Below are 20970 nucleotides of genomic sequence, written 5' to 3' on the forward strand. Positions count from 1 at the left end.
ACCCGTGTTACCGCCGTGAAAGGGCGGTGTCTTAACCGCTTGACCAAGGGGCCTCTGTTTAACACAAGATTGATTATAGCATGACTAATATACAGAAGACAAGATTTTATTTTAAATTTTTTATATAATAAATATAGAAGTACTAAAAAGGGATGATAATATGGAACAAGCACAAGCTATTAGAAAAGGACATCGTAAATTACGTAAAGGAGAAATCCTCAAACGATTCATATTTATCACCATCGGCAGTATATTAATGGGGGTAGGGTTAGAATTATTTTTAGTTCCTAACAATCTACTAGATGGTGGCATTGTCGGTATCGCAATTATTTTGAGTCATCTCACCAATTTAAAGCTTGGAATATTTATCTTTCTACTAAATATTCCGTTTTTCTTTTTAGGATACAAGCAGATTGGTAAGACATTCACGATTTCTACAATTTACGCAATTACAATATTATCTATTACAACAGCCTACTTACATCATTTTGATCCTTTTATTAAAGAAGCGTTTTTAGTAACGATCTTTGGAGGCGCAATTATTGGTTTAGGTGTAGGCCTCGTAATACGATATGGAGGATCTTTAGATGGATCTGAAATCAGTGCTATCTTAATCAGCAGTAAAGCACCATTTTCAGTAGGCGAAATCGTCATGTTGATTAACTTCTTCATATTTACAGCTGCAGGATTTGTATTCACTTGGGAATCAGCGATGTTTTCCGTTATTGCTTATTTTATAGCTGCTAAGATGATTGATGTAACCGTTCAAGGATTTGATGAATCAAAAGCCGTATGGATCATCAGCGATACATATAGAGATATCGGAGAAGCCATCAATGACCGACTTGGTAGAGGTGTGACATATCTGAATGGAGAAGGCGCATATACAGGCGAAGATAAAAAAGTCGTATTCTGTGTCATCACACGATTAGAAGAATCCAAACTAAAAGATATCGTAACAGAAATAGATAACACCGCATTCCTATCAATTGGTGATGTGAGCGAAGTAAAAGGTGGACGCTTTAAGAAAAGAGAAATACATTAAATCACAGTAAAATGCATAAGAATTTATGATTTCAAAGTATAGATAGACGTCTATGATTGCGGACAGTCTTAATTAGGAAGCCTGATTAAGTTAGTGTCTAGAGCGCAGTTGGTAGACAAACTTGAAATGATAAGTTTTTATGCTTTTTTTGTTGGGGTGGATGTATGTGGTTGAGGATGTATGGGGAGAGTCGGGCGATGTATGAGGGACGACGGGTTAGGATTGAGTTGGGTCAAGGTGAGGTTGATTTAGGGTTCGCGGAAAATCTCATGGCTTTACTCAGGACTTAAGCTAAGACTTGTGTGATCTCTTGGCTTTATTCAGGCATTAAGCCATGACTTGGACGATCTCTTGGCTTTACTTAGGACTTAAGCTAAGACTTGGACGATCTCTTGGCTTTACTCAGGACTTAAGCTACGACTTGGACGATCTCTTGGCTTTATTGGGAAGTTAAGCTACGACTTGGATGATCTCTTGGCTTTACTTAGGACTTAAGCTAAGACTTGGATAATCTCTTGGCTTTACTCAGGACTTAAGCTACGACTTGGATGATCTCTTGGTTTTATTCAGGACTTAAGCTAAGACTTGGATGATCTCTTGGCTTTACTCAGGACTTAAGCTAAGACTTGGACGATCTCTTGGCTTTACTCAGGACTTAAGCTAAGACTTGGACGATCTCTTGGCTTTACTCGGGAGTTAAGCTATGACTTTGAACAGAACTCAAAAATATAAACCTTAATGAGTCTATTATATGTTTCATGTAGTCCCTTAATGACCTTTATTTTTTCTGATTGTTGCTTCCATATATATCGGTCAAGGCCTGTAACTTTTTTTGATAGGCTATACCTGCCTTTAACGTCTCATTTTCATTTCTAAGTCTTTCAAGTTCTTCGCGTTCATTTTCATTTAAAGGTAAATTTTTCTTATTTGATTTAGTTCGTTTTTTAGCCATAGTTCAAGCTCCTCCTTTTGTTTATTATCTTGTCTAAATTTTAAAACAGATAATTTAAATTCGCTAGTATAAACAGTATTTCTACTTTTTACACTCCCAAACAATCAATTATGTACATTTTTACATTGACATTTAACTCACATGTTCATCAATCTCGTGAGTTTATTCCGCCTTTAACTCACATCTGCCCCCAATCTCGTCCGTTTCCCTAAACACCCCCAACAACTCAACTCACTCCAAACCTTACAACACCTTTTCCCAATATGAAAAAACCAGCAGATACGCTACATATCTGCTGGTTTCTCTTTATTTATTAGTCCCATAAGTTTTCTAGTAGGTTTGTTTGGTTTCTATCTGGTCCTACTGAGAAGATAGAAATTTTAACGTTACATAATTCAGAGATGCGTTCTAAATAACGACGTGCGTTATCTGGTAATTCTTCTAGTGAACGGCATCCTGTAATGTCTTCTTCCCAACCTGGTAGTTCTTCAAAGATTGGTTTACAACGTTCTAATTCGTTTAAGTTTGCTGGATATTCAGTGATTTCAACACCATCAATTTCGTATGCTGTACAGATTTTAACTGTTTTTAATCCTGTTAATACGTCAATTGAGTTGATTGATAAATCTGTAATACCACTTACACGGCGTGAGTGACGTAGAACTACTGAGTCAAACCAACCTACACGACGTGGTCTTCCAGTTGTTGTACCGTATTCACGACCTACTTCACGGATATGGTGACCATCTTCATCAAATAATTCTGTTGGGAATGGACCGTCTCCTACACGAGATGTATAAGCTTTACATACACCAATTACTTTAGATACGTATGTTGGACCAACACCGCCACCTACTGTAACGTTACCTGCAATTGGATTACTTGAAGTAACGAATGGATATGTACCGTGGTCGATATCTAACATAACACCTTGAGCACCTTCGAATAATACTTTTTCATTGTTTACGAAAGCATCATCTAATAATTTAGCTGTGTCTGTTACATAATCTTTCAAACGTTGTCCTGCTGCATAGTAAGTTTCAAAAATTTCTTCAAAAGTGAAACCTTCAGCGTTGAACATTTTTTCGAATAATTCATTTTTATATTCAAGATTTTCTTTTAAGCGTTTTTCAAATGTTTCTTTATCTAATAAATCAGCCATACGGATACCGATACGTTGTGCTTTATCTACATAAGCTGGACCGATACCTTTTTTAGTTGTACCAATTTTGTTATCACCGCGTTTTTCTTCTTCTAATTCATCTTGTTTAAGATGATATGGTAAGATGACTTGCGCACGGTTTGAAATTCTTAAATTGTCTGTTGCAACTCCGCGTTCATTTAAAGCATCTAATTCTTTCAATAAAGCTACTGGATCAACAACTACACCGTTACCGATAACACTTGATTTCTCTTGATAAAAAATACCTGATGGTACTAAATGTAATTTATAAGTTTCCCCATCAAATTTAATTGTGTGACCTGCATTGTTACCACCTGAAAAACGTGCAATAACGTTTGCATCCTCTGCTAAGAAATCTGTGATTTTACCTTTACCTTCGTCTCCCCATTGCGTCCCAACGACTACGATTGATGACATGTGAGCACCTCCGCTTTTTCTCATTAACCATTAAGTATTCTATCAGTACTATCCTTAAATTGCAAACTAAAAACGAACATTGATTACGAGTGTTAAATTACAATTCTCATTCATACCGGAATTGCTAAAAAACACCTTAACCACAGTTTTTAAAAGGATTATAATTGTTTTATTCATTTTCAAAAACACAAACTTAAGCACATAAGTGTTACTTTACACAAAACAAAAGACGTACATTTTTGCTTAACATGCAATAAATGTACGTCTTTTAGCTCAAAAACTTTTTTTATCCAAATTCCATTCCAGCATGTTGATAGTCAATATCGGTGAATTTGTTATATTGTTTCATGAAGTGTAGTTTAACGGTTCCTGTTGGGCCGTTACGTTGTTTAGCGATAATGATTTCAATTTCACCATTCTCGTCTTGTGCACCCGCATCAACCGCTTCTCCGTCTTCATCTTCGCCACCTCTTGAATAATAGTCATCTCTATATAAGAAGGCAACGATATCTGCATCTTGCTCAATCGAACCAGATTCACGAATATCACTCATCATTGGTCTCTTATCTTGTCGTTGTTCAACACCACGAGATAACTGACTTAACGCAATAACAGGACATTCTAATTCTCTTGCGATTGCTTTAAGCATACGAGAAATTTCTGATACTTCTTGTTGTCTATTATCTGAGCTACGAGAACCACTACCTTGAATTAATTGTAAGTAGTCTATCATGATCATATCTAATCCATGTTCTTGTTTGAGCCTACGACACTTAGCACGAATATCCGTAATTCGGATACCTGGTGTATCATCAATAAATATTTTCGTTCTAGATAGTTTACCTACTGCAACTGTAAACCTGCTCCAGTCTTCCTCGGTCATTGAACCTGTACGTAATCTATTTGAATCTACATTTCCCGTACTACATATCATACGTGTAGCAAGTTGATCAGCACCCATCTCTAAAGAGAAAATGCCAACTGAATACAAATCTTGGTGTGTTGCAACTTGTTGTGCGATATTTAATGCGAAGGCAGTCTTACCTACTGATGGACGTGCCGCAATAATGATTAAATCATTTCGGTTAAACCCTGCTGTCATTTGGTCTAAATCTCGATAACCAGTTGGTATACCTGGTGTTTGTCCATTATTTTGATCGAGCTGTTCGGCATTATCAAACACAATACTTAATACATCTTTAATATCTTTGAAGCCTTCCGTACCTCTTGAAGCAGAAATCTCTAAAATTCTCTTTTCTGCATCTCCTAACAATGATTCTAAATCAAGTTCAGGATTATACCCATCTTCAGCAATACTATCCGCCACACGAATGAGTTGGCGTTTCACTGCATGTTTAAACACAATATCTATGTAGAAATGTATGTTTCTTGTTGTTGGGACATTATTTGCTAATTCTGCTAAATAGGCTGGACCGCCCGCTTCTTCTAATAATGATTCTGCTGCTAACTGATCCATCAATGTAACAGAGTCAATTTCTTTATTCTGTTCATTTAGCATTAACATCGCTCTAAATATGTGTTGATGATTTGCACGATAGAAAGCTTCAGGTATTAATGTTTCACCTGTTGAGTTAATCAGTTCAGGATCAATCAAGATTGCACCGATAACAGATTGTTCAGCCTCTATACTATGGGGCATTTGTTTTGGGTTCATCATATTATCCATACCATCCATACTGATTACTCCTTTCCATTTTTTAATAATTTTTATTATAACGCATTAAAATAGGTCGGTAAATCAAATACCGACCATTTTATTGATGCCTTTATTCTTCAACAACATGTACTTTTAATGTGCCAGAAACTTTGTTGTGTAGTTTAATTGGTACATTTGTATAACCTAAACTGTGAATGCCATTTGGTAAGTCCATTTTACGTTTATCAACTTTGATTTGGTGTTGTTTATCTAATGCTTGCGTAATTTGTTTCGTACTTACTGATCCAAATAATTTACCGCCTTCACCTGTTTTAGCCGGAATTTTAACTTCTAATTCTTTAAGTTTTTCCGCAAGTGCTTTAGCATCTTCTATTTCTTGTTGTTTGATTTCTTCTTGACGTTTGTTTTGTTGTTCTAATTGTTTTAGGTTTCCAGGTGTCGCTTCTACAGCATAATTATTTTTAATTAAATAGTTTTGGCCATATCCTACTGGTACGTCTTTCACTTCACCTTTTTTACCTTTACCTTTAACATCTTGTGTGAAAATAACTTTCATTATTCTTCCACTCCTTTTTCATCTGATTCAACAACCTGAATTAATGACTCGATTGCTTTTTCTACTGTTGTATTTTTAATTTGTGTTGCAGCATTGGATAAGTGGCCGCCTCCACCAAGCGCTTCCATCGTTAATTGTACGTTAACTTCTCCTAATGAACGGGCAGAAATACCAATTGTATCTTCTGACCTTCTTGCTACTACATAAGATGCTTCTACACCTTCTAAGCCAAGCAACTCATCTGCTGCTTGTGCAACTGTAACGGGGTGATACGTTTCATGATCTTCACCATGCGCAATTGCGACACCACCGTGGAATAATTTAACCGTCTTAATTAAGTCTGAACGTTTAATATACGTATCGATATCGTCTTTTAAGAAGTGCTGGCAAAGAATGGTATCTGCACCATGACTTCTTAAAAAGCTCGCAGCATCAAATGTTCTTGATCCTGTTCTTAATGTGAAATTACGTGTATCCACAATAATACCGGCTAACATAATCGTTGATTCGATTCTCGTTAAACGATGTTCTGTTGGTTGATATTCTAACAACTCTGTAACAAGCTCAGCTGTTGAACTTGCATAAGGTTCCATATAAACAAGTAATGGACTTGAGATGATACTTTCGCCTCGACGATGGTGGTCAATAACGACTTTTCTATTTGCTTTATTAAGCAAGTTCTCATCAATTACAAGTTCAGGTTTATGTGTATCCACGACAACGAGTGTTGTACGAGGTGTCATTTCATGCCAAGCTTCTTCTGATGTAATAAATCTTTCTTTCAAATCAGGCTTCTCGTCTATTTCAGCCATCACACGTTCTAATGTACTATCAATATCCGAATCGTTTAATACAATATATGACTCAAGATTATTCATCTTCGCAATACGTGATACACCGATTGCTGCACCGATTGCGTCCATATCTGGTGATTTATGACCCATAATGATCACTTTGTCGCCTTCAATTAAGATATCTCGTAACGCATGGGATATCACACGCGCACGTACTCTCGTTCTTTTTTCCATCGGGTCAGTCTTACCACCGTAGAATCTCACGTTACCATTACTATTTTTAATGGCTACTTGGTCACCACCACGGCCGAGTGCTAAGTCTAAACTTGATTGTGATAGTTCACCTAACTCAATTAAGTTCTCACTACCTTCACCAATACCGATACTCAGTGTTAATTGGTGACCGATGTCTCTTGTCTTATCTCTTAAATCATCTAATAAGTTAAATTTCAACGTTTCGATATCTTCTAATATACTCTTGTTTAATAACGCTATAAATTGATCAGCACTATAACGTTTAATAAACAATTGATAACGTGATGACCAGTCATCTATAACACTTGTAATCAGACTATTGATTTCTGAACGTTGAGAGTCATTCATGTTCTGTGTAATTTCATCAAAGTTATCTAAGAAAATAGTTGCTATGATTGGTTTTTCATTTTCATATAATTCATATACACGGGAAGATTCAGTAATATCAAACAGATAAATAGACTGTTCATCTTCAGTATAAGTGACTTTATATTTGTATGATCCTTCTTCAATCTCTACTTCTGAAGTATTTTCTAATCTTTTTAAGATATTCGGAAATACTTCGTTAATTGGTTCGTCTAAAACGTCTCGTTCTAATCGTTTATTAACAAAATTATTAATCCATTCGATATGGTCATTTTTGTCTAATAATATGACGCCTATTGGTAAGTCACTGACTGCACTTGTTTTACTTTTCGTAATTCTACCGGCTAAACTCCCAATATATAAATCTAATTTCAAAAAGCTCTGTCTAACAAAAAATATGCTTACTGCAATTAGAATTATCGTAGCAACCGTCGAAATAATCGCCCAAAATATTGAATTAAAAAAACTGAATACGACTAGCACCAAAGCTAATATCATCATAATAATGTACGGAAATATTAGGGCTTTTTTAACAGATTGACGGTTCATAAACTCACCTCAATTTACTTTTTTATACGTTGTTTCAAGTTAAACCAAATGTCCATTAATCCGAATAAGTACGCAAACGGTTTAAATATAAATGCCAATACAAAGATGATGACACCTACTATAATTGGTAATTTTTTAACTTTTACAAATAAATGGAACAACGATAATGCTTGTATAAATATAACCCATTCTAACACAAATTGTAAGTTAGTGACTATGCCATACGCCACTACATTATCTTTCGTTACAAACAAACTCACAAGTACTGTAATCACAAAAACGAATGCAACGCTCCTGTTAATTTGCCACATAAATAATGGTCTGAACACAGGTGTTGCGACTTTGAATTTTCTTAAAATCGGAAACGTCACAACTAAATTCACAAGCACTAATAAGAATACCCATAATACTATATACCCAGGAATGCTCGCTTGTAATATTTCTAATGAAACTTGTAAAGATTCTTCAATTTCAGTTGTTATATTACCACCCATTTGAAAATACGACACTAATACATCATGGTACTGATTAAAGAACTTGCTCGTTAAAGGTAAGTTTCCCGTAATTTGTAAAATTAACACACTACCTATCGTTAAAATACTCATAAATGTTGTCACTAAGTACAAAATACGTTCTTTAGATGTACGCTCAATAAGTAACTGCCCAATAAATACACTCATAAAAATAACAAGTGTCATGGCAGTTAATAAGAATACATGATTAAATAACACAGTTGCACATAACGTTATGACAACCGTCACAAAAAAGGACGGTTTAGAGCGATACCAAAGAATCGTTCCTGGTATCGTAATAAATGGTATGATCAATATTGCTAATAATGGTACAAAATTTATAATAGCGGCACTTAGAACTAGTATAAGTGTTGCTATGATTGTCGCTTTTATATCGACTTTAAAAGACAAATTTTTCACTTCCCAATCTAAATTAAACATCTTTCTCTATTTTACAGATTTTTATCCTTTAAAACAATGTAGGTGACTTTTAAGTTGATATCAGCGTGCTTTAAATTTATATAATTTTAAGAAATGATAAACGTTAGGTGCCCAATCTCCAAAATTCAATAAAAACCCATCATGGCCCACGTTGTCTGGCACATAGAAATGTCTATGATACTTAAAGAATCGACCTAAAGCTCTCACTTGGTCATCTGGATATAATAAATCATCCGCAAATCCTAATGTTAATATTTTCGTTTCTAGTTGAAGTAGACGTTCCTCAACATCATCTCGTCCTCTAAATATGTCGTGACTGTCTAAAACATCTAACAATGTTAAATAGCAGTCTTTGTTAAATACTTCTTTAAATTTATTGCCTTGATATTTTTGGTAGCTTACAACATCATCTGCAGAAAATCTTGATTCGTAATCTTTACTTGAACGATACGTTAAAAAGCCAAGTTGTCTTGCGATGCTTAAACCATCTTGTCCGTTCATATGAATGACTTGTCTTGCAATCTCATTAAACGCTCTACTATATGATGAAGTCTTCTCTGTAGCAGCTAATATGACTGCTTTTTTCACTTCAATCGAACCGTCATAAAGCATTTCTAACGTTTGCATACCACCTAAAGAGCCACCAATTAATACATCAATTTTTTCGTAGCCAAATTGTTTCAATCCTAATATGTTTGCTTTCGCAACATCTCTCATCGTCAAATGTTCCGGGAAATTTGGAGTATTCAATCTTGAACTTGATCCATAAGGACTGCCAATTACATTAAATGTTATAAATTGATAATCATTAATTGAAAGGTAACCGCCATCTATAATTTCACGCCACCAACCTGCATGCTCATCATCACCATATGTTAAATGGTTGCCTGTTAGCGCATGACAAACTACAACGAGTGGCTGGCCTTTATAACCCACATACTCATATTGAAGTTTCAAGTTATCAATCACTTCACCAGATTCTGTTTCAAAATGTCCAAGATCTACTATGCCTGTTTCTCGAGAAATAATCACATTAAAACCCCCCTCTTAATTAAATTGAAAGACTTCTTACTCGTCAAAGAAGTAAGAAGTCCTCATCATCCTTATTATGCGAGTATACTCGTTGGTAGTAGCACCGTATCTATTATGACCGGTTGCTGAAGTGTCGTCGGGCCAATTCCCTCAACTTCTCTGAATAAGCTTTGCTATGTAATTTATATTAAGAATACTAGAAATGAGCATTTCTTTCAATAAGTTAACGAATGAAATTAAAAGACTAATCTCACAATCGCCATAATAAACATACCAGCTATAACTGTAATCGTTAAACTTCTAAATATGAGTGCTATTAGAATTGTTGGTATCGCGACTATAATACTCTCAAAATTTAACGTAAACCCCGCATTGCCTTCTTGATTTAACATGCCTTCTAGTATTAATGCCGTAAAGAGACATACCGGCACATATTGTAACCACTTGATCACACTTTCAGGTAAGTCCGCTTTTGATAACAATACAAATGGAGAAACACGGATAATCCAAGTTAAAACAAAACAACTTATCGTAATTAAAATTAAATACATCGATATACTCATTTATCAAACACCACCCCTACGACAGAAGCAATAATTGTCGACACAATAATGGATAAATAAGTTGGCATAAATAATGTCAGAATAAGCATGCATACAATCGTTAATAGAATTAAATAAATATATACTAGAATTTTGCTTTTATGTATTGTTTCAAACTGAGCAATCAATAAAAATATAAACATCGCTGTCAAAGCATAATCTAGTCCAAACATTTCAGGTTTAGGTATTAAGTTTCCGATTAATCCGCCGATAATAGATGTCACAATCCATAATAAATATGCTGAAATGTTTAAACCATGCATCCAAATCGCATTGAGCGATTTCTCTTTCGCATATTTCGTAATCGCAACACCGAATGACTCATCCGTTACAAGTGTGCCTATTCCTATATTCGACCAAAAACCATTACCTTTAAATGCTGGAACTAAAGCCAAACTTTGAAGAAACATTCTTGAATTAACAAAAAATACCGTCAATAGAATTGCTGAAATAGGGGAATGAATGGCAACCAACGCACATATAATAAATTGAGCAGCACCTGCATAGACAAATATAGACAACAATGCAATTTCCAAAATAGATAAACCAGATGAAATACCGACGATACCAAAAGCTAATGCAACACTAAAGTATCCAAGCATAGTTGGTATACAATCTTTAACACCTTGAAGAAACAAACCTTTATTCGTAATACTCGTACTTGTCACAACGATGCCTCCAATCTACAGTTAAAGGTAAGTCTAACGTTTGTCTAACCTCAATCTTACTTACCTCTAAAGAATTTTAATATGTATTAGTTTTATCATACCTATATTACTTTATCAATAACACTTGATTAAATATTCGGAAAATAATTAATCAATTTGATACTGGATTAATCATTTGGGCTTAGATGGCCATAGATGATCTAGTCTTCGTGCGTTATGCCCTTATTTTGTACCTTAGCGCACGATATCTCTCAGTCTTCGTGCACTTATATTTATATCTCAAACCATATAAAAAACAGCAGAAATTCAATTGAATGAATTTCTACTGTTTGATTATCTATATAAATTATTCACTTAAACCGAATTCTGCACTTGCTTCGAATTTAACATCTCTACCGATCATCACGCCACCAGTTTCTAATGCTTGGTTAAATGATACGCCGTATTTTTCACGGTCGATTTTACCAGTTACTGCGAAACCTGTTACTGTTTCACCATTTAATGGGTTTTTACTTACGCCGTTGAAATCAACGTCAAATGTTTCTTCGTGTGTTACGCCAGCGATTGTTAAATCACCTGTAATTGAATCTTCACTGATTGATTTTGATTCAAATGTAATATTTGGATTTTCATCTGCACTAAAGAAGTCAGCTGATTTTAAGTGAGCGTCACGGTCAGCGTTTTTAGTATTGATTGAATCTGCTTTTATTGTAACTGTTGCTTTTAATGTAGAAAGGTCATTAATATCTCCTGATACTTCTACGTTATAATCTTCAAAAGTACCTTTAACGCGAGATACCATTAAATGTTTTACTGTAAATTCTAAACTACTGTGTGCTTTGTCGAAATTGAAATTAGTCATCTGTCAAAACTCCCTTTATTTATTTTGTATACTTAGTATATCAAATATAAAAAGTATATTCAAGCATTAAATCAAAAAAAGAGTAACCAATATATGATTACCCTTTTTGTGAGATTTAACTCACTTATAATTCAATTGTTTTTAAGCCGCCCATAAATGGTACTAATACTTCAGGTACAGTGATTGTACCGTCTTCATTTTGGTAGTTTTCAACGATTGCAGCAAATGTACGACCTACTGCTAATCCACTTCCGTTTAGTGTGTGTACGTATTCTGGTTTCGCATCTTTGCTTCGTTTAAATCTTATATTTGCTCTTCGTGCTTGGAAATCTGTCATATTTGAACATGAACTGATTTCTTTATAATCGTTGTAACTTGGTAGCCATACTTCTATATCATATGTTTTAGAACTTCCAAATCCAATATCCCCTGTACATAAGTTCACAGTTCTGTATGGTAATTCTAAAGCTTGTAAAATATTTTCAGCGTGTTGAGTTAATTCTTCTAGTGCTTTAAATGAATCTTCAGGTCTTTCATATCTCACCATTTCAACTTTATTAAATTGGTGTAATCTAATTAAACCCCTTGTATCTCTACCTGCTGATCCAGCTTCACTTCTGAAACATGCAGATTGCCCTGTAAATTTAATTGGGAATTGTTCATCTTGTAACACTTCATCACGATAGAAGTTTGTTAAAGGTACTTCAGCAGTTGGAATTGTATATAACCCTTCTTTTTCTACTTTAAATAAATCTTCTTCAAATTTAGGCAATTGGCTAGTACCAAACATAGAATCTGCGTTTACAAGTTGAGGCACCATCATTTCAGTATAACCATGTTGCGTTGTATGCATTGTTACCATGAAGTTCATAAGTGCTCTTTCAAGTTGTGCACCTTGACCTGTTAAGAATACGAAGCGTGCACCTGATACTTTAGCAGCTCTTTCAAAGTCTGCCATCTTAAGATTTTCAACTAAATCCCAGTGCGCTTTAGATTCAAAATCAAATTGACGTGGTGTACCCCATTTACGTACTTCTACATTATCATCTTCATCTTTACCGACTGGTGTTTCATCACTAATTAAATTGGGAATTCTTACTAATCTGTACGTAACATCTTCATTTAATTGATTTAAATTTTGGTCGATTTCTTTAATTTGATCGCCAACTTGACGCATTTCTAAAATAACATCGTCTGCATTTTCTTTATTGCGTTTCTTCTGCGCAATTTCACCGCTTACTTTATTACGACGTGATTTAAGTTCTTCTGTTTGAGCAATGAGTTCACGGCGTTTTTTGTCTAATTCTAAAATTTCATCGATGACCTTTGGATCGTCACCTCTTTTGGCTACTTTATCTTTAACAAATTCCGGTTCAGACCTAATTAATCTTATGTCTAACATAATATTTCCTCCCTCTTATACTATAATTGTTTAAGAAAAAAGCACCACGTTCCTCGTTGTTACACAAGGGACGTGGTGCTTACGCGTTGCCACCCTATTTAACAGTTATTAAAAACTGCACTCTAAGTCATATAACGGTTTCTACCGATTGTTCTTCTTAAAAGGATAGATTCGTTTAAGTTTCATGACTTGTTTACACCAACCACAAGCTCTCTATACATGTACGCTTAAATTACTTATTCCTAAACAATATAGTTATTAAATTAACATAAATATATCAAATTGATATCATATTTTCAAGCTATACTTATGATTCAGTCAAGAGACCTGCGTTTTCATAGACCTTTTTGCCGTTAATGATGACTGTTTCGGCATGATTTACACCGTAATGATATGGTAAATATTCATGGTTTGGAATATCCCATACAACTACATCAGCTTGATCGCCAACTTCAAGTGTACCTGCTTCTGCATCAATTGCTTTAGCTGCATTAACTGTAACAGCATTCCAAATTTCATTAGGCGTAAGCTTAAGCTTTAATGCCGCAATGCTCATTACAAGTTGAAGATTGTCCGTAACACAGCTACCTGGATTGAAGTCTGTCGCAATTGCAACAGCACCATTATGATCAATCATACCTCTTGCATCTGCATATTGATCTTTACCTAAATAGAACGTTGTGCCTGGCAATAATACAGCTACAGTGTCACTGTCTTTTAACGTTGCCTTATCTTCTTCACTAGAAGCTACGAGATGGTCTGCAGATATTGCACCTTCATCTATCGCTAACCCTAGTCCACCAAGTGGATCGATTTCATCAGCATGAATTTTAACTTTTAAACCTTTATCTTTAGCTGCTTGCATATAACGTCTTGATTCATCAATTGTGAACACACCTGTTTCACAGAAGATATCCGCGAAGTCAGCTTTATCTTTCACATCATCTAATAAATCAATCATTTCTTGTAAGAATGTTGAATTGTCTTTCGCATCTTTAGGCACAGCGTGTGGTCCTAAAAATGTATGTTTCATTCGAATCGGTAAGTCTTGCGCTAATTGATGTGCCACATTTAATTGTTTTAATTCAGTTGCTTTATCTAAACCGTAACCACTTTTAGCTTCTACAGTTGTCGTACCGAATTGAATCATTCTAATAATTTCTTTTTTAGATTTTTCGTATAGTGTTTCTTCACTTGATTCACGAGTCGCTTCAACCGTACTTAAAATACCGCCACCTTGTTTCAAGATATCAAGATAACTTACCCCTTGTTGTTTAAGTGCCATTTCATGTTCTCTAGATCCACCAAACACTAAGTGTGTATGTGCGTCTACTAAGCCTGGTGATACGACTTTATGAGTGGCATCAATGACTTCTTTAGCTTCAAATTCTTCAGTATGATCACCTGCATAAACGACTTTACCTTCATTTATAACAACTGTGCCATTCTTGATAATATTTAATTCATTTAAAGCTTTCCCTTTAAGAGGTCCGTCAGTCTTCTTCGGTAAAATTAATTCGCCTATATTTTGGATTATGATATCATTCATGGTTATCTTTCTCCTTTAACATTGGAATATCTACGTTTCTTTCTTTTGCAGTATCAATTGCAATGTCATACCCTGCATCAGCATGTCTTGCTACACCCATACCTGGATCAGTTGTTAATACTCTGCCTAGTCTTCTATCAGCACGTTCACTACCGTCTGCTACAACGACCATACCAGCGTGTAATGAGTATCCCATACCTACACCGCCACCATGGTGAACTGAAATCCAAGAACCACCTGCAGCTGTGTTTACAAGTGCATTTAAGATTGCCCAGTCACCTACAGCATCTGACCCGTCTTTCATTGATTCTGTTTCTCTGTTTGGTGATGCTACTGAACCTGAATCTAAGTGGTCACGTCCAATAACGATTGGTGCTGATATTTCACCTTTTCTAACAAGTTCATTTAATGCTAATCCCATTTTTGCACGTTCGCCATAACCAAGCCATGCAATTCTTGAAGGTAAACCTTGGAAAGCAATTTTTTCACTTGCCATATCTAACCAGCGCATTAATTTTTCGTCTTCAGGGAAGAGTTCGCGCATTAATTCGTCTGCTCTTTCAATATCTTTAGGGTCGCCACTTAAAGCAGCAAATCTAAATGGTCCTTTACCTTCACAGAATAATGGACGGATATATGCAGGTACAAATCCTGGGAAATCAAATGCATTTTCTAAACCTTCATCTAATGCTACTTGTCTAATATTATTACCATAGTCAAATGCAACAGCACCATTTTTTTGGAATAATAACATTGCTTCTACATGTTTTCTCATAGATGCTGAAGACAATTCTACGTATTTTTTAGGGTCACTTTCACGAAGTTTATCCGCTTCTTCAAGTGAATATCCTTCAGGCACATAACCGTTTAATGGATCATGTGCAGAAGTTTGGTCAGTCACGATATCAATTTTAAATCCCCTATTTAAGATTTCATGATGAATTTCAGCAGCATTACCTACTAAACCTATTGATAAAGGTTTACCCGCTTTTTTAGCTTCTTCTGCTTTTTCTAAAGCTTCATCTAATGAATCTGTCATAACATCGCAATATCTTGTTTCGATACGTTTTTCAATTCTAGACGGATCGACGTCTACACAGATAGCGACCCCACCATTCATCGTTACAGCTAATGGTTGCGCACCACCCATACCGCCTAATCCAGCTGTTAACGTAATCGTACCTTTTAATGATCCTCCAAAATGCTGGTTCGCACATTCAGCAAACGTCTCGTAAGTACCTTGAACAATACCTTGAGAACCGATATAAATCCAGCTACCAGCAGTCATTTGACCGTACATCATAAGCCCTTTTTTATCTAATTCATGGAAATGTTCCCAGTTAGCCCATTTAGGTACTAATACAGAGTTTGATAATAATACACGAGGTGCTTCTTCATGCGTTTTGAAAACAGCAACTGGCTTACCAGATTGAACAAGCATCGTTTCATCATTCTCTAATCTTCTTAACGTATCAACAATCGCGTCGAAACTTTCCCAGTTACGCGCAGCTTTACCAATACCACCATATACAACTAACTTCTCAGGATGTTCCGCAACCTCAGGATCAAGGTTGTTGTATAACATTCTTAGAACCGCTTCTTGTTCCCAACCTTTACACTCAATTTCTAAACCTTTTTTCGCTTTAATTGCTCTAGACATATCTCATTTCCCCTTTTCTAAAATATTAATAAACTAAATGGTATTGCAATTAATAAAGTAAGTGCAACACGGATAAACCAAATCACTACTAACTTCCATATTGGAATTTTGATATCTGTTGCTAAAATACAAGGTACCAAAGCAGAGAAGAATATAATTGCTGAGATACTTGTAATTGCTGTAACAAACTTCACTTCAATTGATGCTTTAACAACTAGAAGAGAAGGTAAAAACATTTCTATAATTGAAATCGTTGAAGCTTTTGCTAATAACGGTTTATCATCTATTGGAAAAATATAAATAAATGGATAAAATATATAACTTAGCCAATCAATAATAGGTGTGAAATTAGCTAATACTAAACCTAGAAATCCGATTGATAGGATAGAGGGTAGTATAGCCATTGTCATCTCTATACCATCTTTTAAATTGGTCATGATATTTTTAAATAATGTTAATGATTGGTGTGATTGTCTTTTTGCTTCTGCATAAGCTGTTTTAATATAACTACCTTGGACTTTTACTTCTTTTTGACCTTCTTGGTTATTGTAATATGCTTCCGATTCTCTTGAAATCGGTGGTAGATGTGCAGAAATTGCAGTCACAGCAAATGTAATAACTAATGTCGACCAAAAGAATAAATTCCACATATCCATTATATTTAGTGTCCTTGCGACAATTACCATAAATGTTGCTGACACTGTAGAAAATCCAGTCGCAATGATAACTGCTTCTTTCTTGTTATACATGCCATCTTTATACACTCTATTTGTGATCAATAAGCCTAATGAGTAACTTCCAACGAATGAAGCTACTGCATCAACAGCAGACTTTCCAGGTGTCTTAAATATTGGTCTCATAATAGGTTGCATAAAGACCCCAATAAATTCTAAGAGTCCATAACCTACTAAAAATGATAATGCAATGGCACCTACAGGAATCAATATACTTAGTGGTAACATTAACTTTTCAAATAAGAATGGCCCATAGTTAGGCTGAAATAATAGTTTCGGTCCTATATTAAAGACGTACATACACCCTATTATTGCACCGATGATTTTCACGACAACTAAAATAAAATCTGTCACTGACTTTTTAAAATCCATTCTTATGATAGGTAATATTGCGCCAATTAATATAATGATTAAAGCATAATAAGCAGTATATCCTCCTAATAATGAACGCAATGATAAATGTATATGGTCTACTAGTATCGTATTATTCTTACCAATCGTTATAGGAACAAAAAATAATATAATTCCTAATAAACTAAATACATAAAACCTCCACATATCCTTACCTTTGTTGTTTAGTTGTTGATTATTCATCACAACACCCCTTTGTTTGTTAAATGATTATCTTAAATATTCACAAACTTTCTCTATATCATGATGGAATACTCTATCTTGTGTTATTGAAGGAACAATCGCTCTTAATTCATCGTATTTCTCTTTTGTCTTAGGCGACAGTTTCTCTACCCCTTTAATTTCTACAGCTTGTAAAGCGATGATACACTCTATTGAAATGACTCTTCTTACATTTTGGATTATCTGATAAGCATGTCTAGCACCAATCGTTCCCATTGATACATGGTCTTCTTGGTTTGCAGATGATGGTATTGAATCAACGCTTGCTGGATGTGCTAATGTCTTATTCTCTGAAACGAGTGATGCTGCTGCATATTGCATAATCATAGCACCACTTTGTAATCCTGGCTCTGGACTTAAGAATGCTGGTAAGCCTCCATTGAGTTGTGGATTAACTAATCTTTCAAGTCTTCTTTCTGATACATTCGCTAACTCAGCGACACCTATTTTTAAGAAATCAACGGCAAATGCAATGGGTTGCCCGTGGAAGTTACCACCTGATATTACAAGAGTTTCATCATCATTATCAAAAATCAACGGATTATCATTAGCTGCATTCATTTCAAATTCTAATTTTTCTTTTACATAATTCAGTACTTGGAAGCTTGCACCGTGAATTTGAGGTATACATCTCAATGTGTATGCATCTTGCACGCGCACTTCACCTTGTTTAGTTGTTAATTTAGAACCTTCTAACCAATTTCTCATACGCTCTGCTACTTCAACTTGTTCGTTAAAGTTTCTTACGATATGCACATGTTCATCATATGCGTCTACAATACCGTTCAGTGCTTGATGCGTTAAAGCAGCAATCCATTCTGCATGATGCGCAATATTTTCAGCTTCAATATATGCAATCACACCTTGAGATGTCATAGCTTGTGTACCGTTTATAAGGGCTAATCCTTCTTTTGCTTGTAATGAGTGTGGCTCTAATCCTACTTCGTGTAAGACTTCTTTCGCATTTCTTGTTTCACCTTTATAATGGACATCTCCTTCGCCAATTAAGGCTAAAGCTAAATGAGATAATGGCGCTAAATCTCCTGAAGCACCTAATGATCCTTGCTCAGGTATGACAGGGATAATTCTTCGATTAATAAATTCTACAAGTAACGCTACAAGTTGCTCAGTAACACCTGAATGTCCTTTTAACATAGTATTTAACCTTAAAACCATCATGATTAATGACACATTATCAGGAAATGGTTTACCTGTACCACATGAATGAGAACGAATTAAATTGACTTGTAAATCGTTATATTTTTCTTGTTCTATTAGCACATCACTAAATAATCCGAAACCAGTCGTAATACCATAAATCGTTTCTTTATTTTTAATGATTTTTTCAACTGTTTCACGACTTTTTCTGACATTAACTAACGCCTCTTCTGAAATGGATATTTGACCATTTTCTTTTAAGAATTGTTTAATGTCTTGAATTGTTAACTCTTTACCATTCAATACTAAATTCACTGAAAGCACTCCTTTTTAGGACACAAAAAATACAACAAACCTAAATTTGTTGCACCTTTCTTCTATCTAGTATCTAATAGGTGTTTCTATGTCTTATATATGATTAATACCTAATCCAATTGTTTCATGCTCTTTACCTTTAATAGGTGCGCCGATTGTGCCATATAAACTTACAGCTATCCATTCACCTTCTGCTTTATCTTGGTAAGGATAACCTCTTACTATTGAAAATTTCAAACCAACCGTTCGCATAATTTCACCAATAGATAATTCACCTCTTGTAATACCATTCACCGCTTCTAAAATCGCATGGTATAACGCGTGTGTTTCTCTATACTGACTTTCCGAAATAATCCCTTGTCTTCTAGCTGCTGTTTCAACAGATGAAATAATTTTATTTAATGACATCGTACCAATTTTGCCTACAATAAATCGCATGTCATGACATTGAGGCATTAACTGCTTTGCTGTTTGTTCATCTGTGATTGTTAATAACGTAGCATACTTGCCAATTGATATTTGTTCAGTCATGTGAAAGCTCCTATCTTATCTAATAACTAATGTCTATATTTATTTTAAGTATACGCTTTCGGAAATTTTCTGACAATACTTTTTAGAACATCCATAACTCAGTGATTGATTAATATATTAGTCTGTTAAAGTAATTTCTTTGTGATCTTTTAGAAAATACACTGTTCAATTTCAACTTTAAGTGGCATAATAAATCGTACAATTATTTGAAGGTGGGTTAATATGAAGACTATTTCATCTGTCACAATTCCAAAAAGAGAACAAGAATCTCACAAAGGGGATTATGGTAGGATATTATTAATCGGAGGTAATGCTAATTTAGGTGGGGCTATTATTTTAGCAGCTAGGGCATGTGTTTTTAGTGGTAGTGGGCTTATAACCGTTTCTACACATTCATCAAATTTTGCTGCATTACATTCAAGATGTCCTGAAGCAATGGTTTCAGATATCACTGATTTAAAAAAGCTTTCTAAATTAATTGAGCAATCGGATTGTATATTAATTGGTCCAGGTCTCGGTTTAGATTTTAAAGGGAATAACACATTAACATTTCTATTTCAGAATATTCAGCCACACCAAACATTAATTATTGATGGAGATGCTATTACAATTTTAAGTAAGTTAAAGCATACTTTACCTGAATGTGAGATTATCTTTACACCTCATCAAAAAGAATGGGAAAGACTGAGTAATATCCCGATTGAAGAACAAACATATGAAAACAATAAAGAAGCGGTTGATGCTTTAAATGCAACAGTCGTATTGAAAAAACATGGTACTGAATTATTCTTTAAAGATCATGAATATAAATTATCTATCGGTACACCTGCTATGGCAACAGGTGGAATGGGAGATACGTTAGCAGGTATGATCACAAGTTTCGTTGGACAATTTGAGTTAGAAGAAGCGGTTATTAACGCAACTTATATTCACAGTTATATTGGTGAAAAGCTTTCTAAAGATATGTATATCGTACCGCCATCCAAACTTATAGATGAAATTCCATATGCTATGAAATCATTCGAAGCATAAATATTCAAAATAAAAAAGCATATCACGCTACTGATGATGATCAG

At 34.9% G+C, this 20970-nt stretch carries 18 protein-coding genes, 1 riboswitch and 1 other annotated feature; of the genes, 2 read left to right on the top strand and 16 right to left on the bottom strand.

Annotation, left to right across the window (positions count from 1 at the left end; all coding sequences use genetic code 11):
* The first annotated feature begins 160 nt into the window (after positions 1-160).
* Positions 161-1045 carry a YitT family protein gene (locus tag CD035_RS00275; RefSeq protein WP_048542842.1) on the top strand — a complete coding sequence of 295 codons (885 nt, stop codon included), beginning with the start codon at positions 161-163 and terminating at the stop codon, positions 1043-1045.
* 778 nt (positions 1046-1823) lie between these two features.
* Here the strand turns inward: CD035_RS00275 and CD035_RS13830 are convergent.
* From CD035_RS13830 to hutP, 16 genes are all read right to left on the bottom strand, one after another.
* Positions 1824-1997: a hypothetical protein gene (locus tag CD035_RS13830; RefSeq protein ID WP_048542846.1), complete on the bottom strand. Its 174-nt coding sequence runs from the start codon at positions 1995-1997 to the stop codon at positions 1824-1826.
* 313 nt (positions 1998-2310) lie between these two features.
* A complete protein-coding gene (locus tag CD035_RS00280) occupies positions 2311-3597 on the bottom strand; it encodes an adenylosuccinate synthase (RefSeq protein ID WP_048542847.1) in 1287 nt (428 codons plus the stop codon).
* A gap of 286 nt (positions 3598-3883) precedes the next feature.
* A complete protein-coding gene (gene dnaB, locus CD035_RS00285) occupies positions 3884-5284 on the bottom strand; it encodes a replicative DNA helicase (RefSeq protein ID WP_025906258.1) in 1401 nt (466 codons plus the stop codon).
* A 100-nt stretch (positions 5285-5384) separates the two neighbouring features.
* Positions 5385-5831 (bottom strand): 50S ribosomal protein L9, encoded by a 447-nt coding sequence (gene rplI, locus CD035_RS00290; RefSeq protein WP_048542849.1) that lies wholly within the window; start codon positions 5829-5831, stop codon positions 5385-5387.
* Positions 5831-7795: a DHH family phosphoesterase gene (locus tag CD035_RS00295; protein WP_048542851.1), complete on the bottom strand. Its 1965-nt coding sequence runs from the start codon at positions 7793-7795 to the stop codon at positions 5831-5833. The genes rplI and CD035_RS00295 overlap by 1 nt, the downstream gene beginning before the upstream one ends.
* Positions 7796-7809: 14 nt before the next feature.
* The gene (locus CD035_RS00300) at positions 7810-8727 is read right to left on the bottom strand and encodes a DUF2232 domain-containing protein (protein WP_229412487.1); all 918 of its coding nucleotides are present in this window, start codon (positions 8725-8727) and stop codon (positions 7810-7812) included.
* 81 nt (positions 8728-8808) lie between these two features.
* Entirely contained in the window at positions 8809-9777 is a 969-nt protein-coding gene (gene metX, locus CD035_RS00305) for a homoserine O-acetyltransferase MetX (protein WP_048542933.1), read from the bottom strand.
* A gap of 71 nt (positions 9778-9848) precedes the next feature.
* A riboswitch (SAM riboswitch) is annotated at positions 9849-9950 on the bottom strand.
* 66 nt (positions 9951-10016) lie between these two features.
* Complete coding sequence (locus CD035_RS00310; protein WP_048542854.1) at positions 10017-10343, bottom strand: AzlD domain-containing protein; 327 nt, start codon at positions 10341-10343, stop codon at positions 10017-10019.
* Positions 10340-10984: an AzlC family ABC transporter permease gene (locus tag CD035_RS00315; RefSeq protein WP_048542935.1), complete on the bottom strand. Its 645-nt coding sequence runs from the start codon at positions 10982-10984 to the stop codon at positions 10340-10342. Before CD035_RS00315 ends, CD035_RS00310 begins: the two co-directional genes overlap by 4 nt.
* 412 nt (positions 10985-11396) lie before the next feature.
* Positions 11397-11912 (bottom strand): YceI family protein, encoded by a 516-nt coding sequence (locus tag CD035_RS00320; RefSeq protein ID WP_048542856.1) that lies wholly within the window; start codon positions 11910-11912, stop codon positions 11397-11399.
* A gap of 124 nt (positions 11913-12036) precedes the next feature.
* Positions 12037-13314: a serine--tRNA ligase gene (gene serS, locus CD035_RS00325; protein WP_048542858.1), complete on the bottom strand. Its 1278-nt coding sequence runs from the start codon at positions 13312-13314 to the stop codon at positions 12037-12039.
* 63 nt (positions 13315-13377) lie between these two features.
* Positions 13378-13573, bottom strand: a binding site (T-box leader).
* Positions 13574-13621: 48 nt separating this feature from the next.
* The gene (gene hutI / locus CD035_RS00330; protein WP_048542860.1) at positions 13622-14863 is read right to left on the bottom strand and encodes an imidazolonepropionase; all 1242 of its coding nucleotides are present in this window, start codon (positions 14861-14863) and stop codon (positions 13622-13624) included.
* Entirely contained in the window at positions 14856-16523 is a 1668-nt protein-coding gene (hutU, locus tag CD035_RS00335) for a urocanate hydratase (RefSeq protein WP_048542862.1), read from the bottom strand. Before hutU ends, hutI begins: the two co-directional genes overlap by 8 nt.
* Before the next feature lie 17 nt (positions 16524-16540).
* Entirely contained in the window at positions 16541-17851 is a 1311-nt protein-coding gene (locus CD035_RS00340) for a YjiH family protein (protein WP_048542865.1), read from the bottom strand.
* A 27-nt stretch (positions 17852-17878) separates the two neighbouring features.
* Positions 17879-19363: a histidine ammonia-lyase gene (hutH, locus tag CD035_RS00345; protein WP_048542867.1), complete on the bottom strand. Its 1485-nt coding sequence runs from the start codon at positions 19361-19363 to the stop codon at positions 17879-17881.
* A gap of 93 nt (positions 19364-19456) precedes the next feature.
* On the bottom strand, positions 19457-19894 hold the full coding sequence (gene hutP, locus CD035_RS00350; protein ID WP_048542869.1) for a hut operon transcriptional regulator HutP: 438 nt from the start codon (positions 19892-19894) through the stop codon (positions 19457-19459).
* Between the two features lie 222 nt (positions 19895-20116).
* Here hutP and CD035_RS00355 point away from each other — a divergent pair, with 222 nt between their 5' ends.
* Positions 20117-20926 (top strand): NAD(P)H-hydrate dehydratase, encoded by an 810-nt coding sequence (locus tag CD035_RS00355; protein WP_048542870.1) that lies wholly within the window; start codon positions 20117-20119, stop codon positions 20924-20926.
* Positions 20927-20970 lie beyond the last annotated feature (44 nt).

This window comes from Mammaliicoccus sciuri (assembly GCF_002901825.1).
Lineage (GTDB): Bacteria > Bacillota > Bacilli > Staphylococcales > Staphylococcaceae > Mammaliicoccus > Mammaliicoccus sciuri.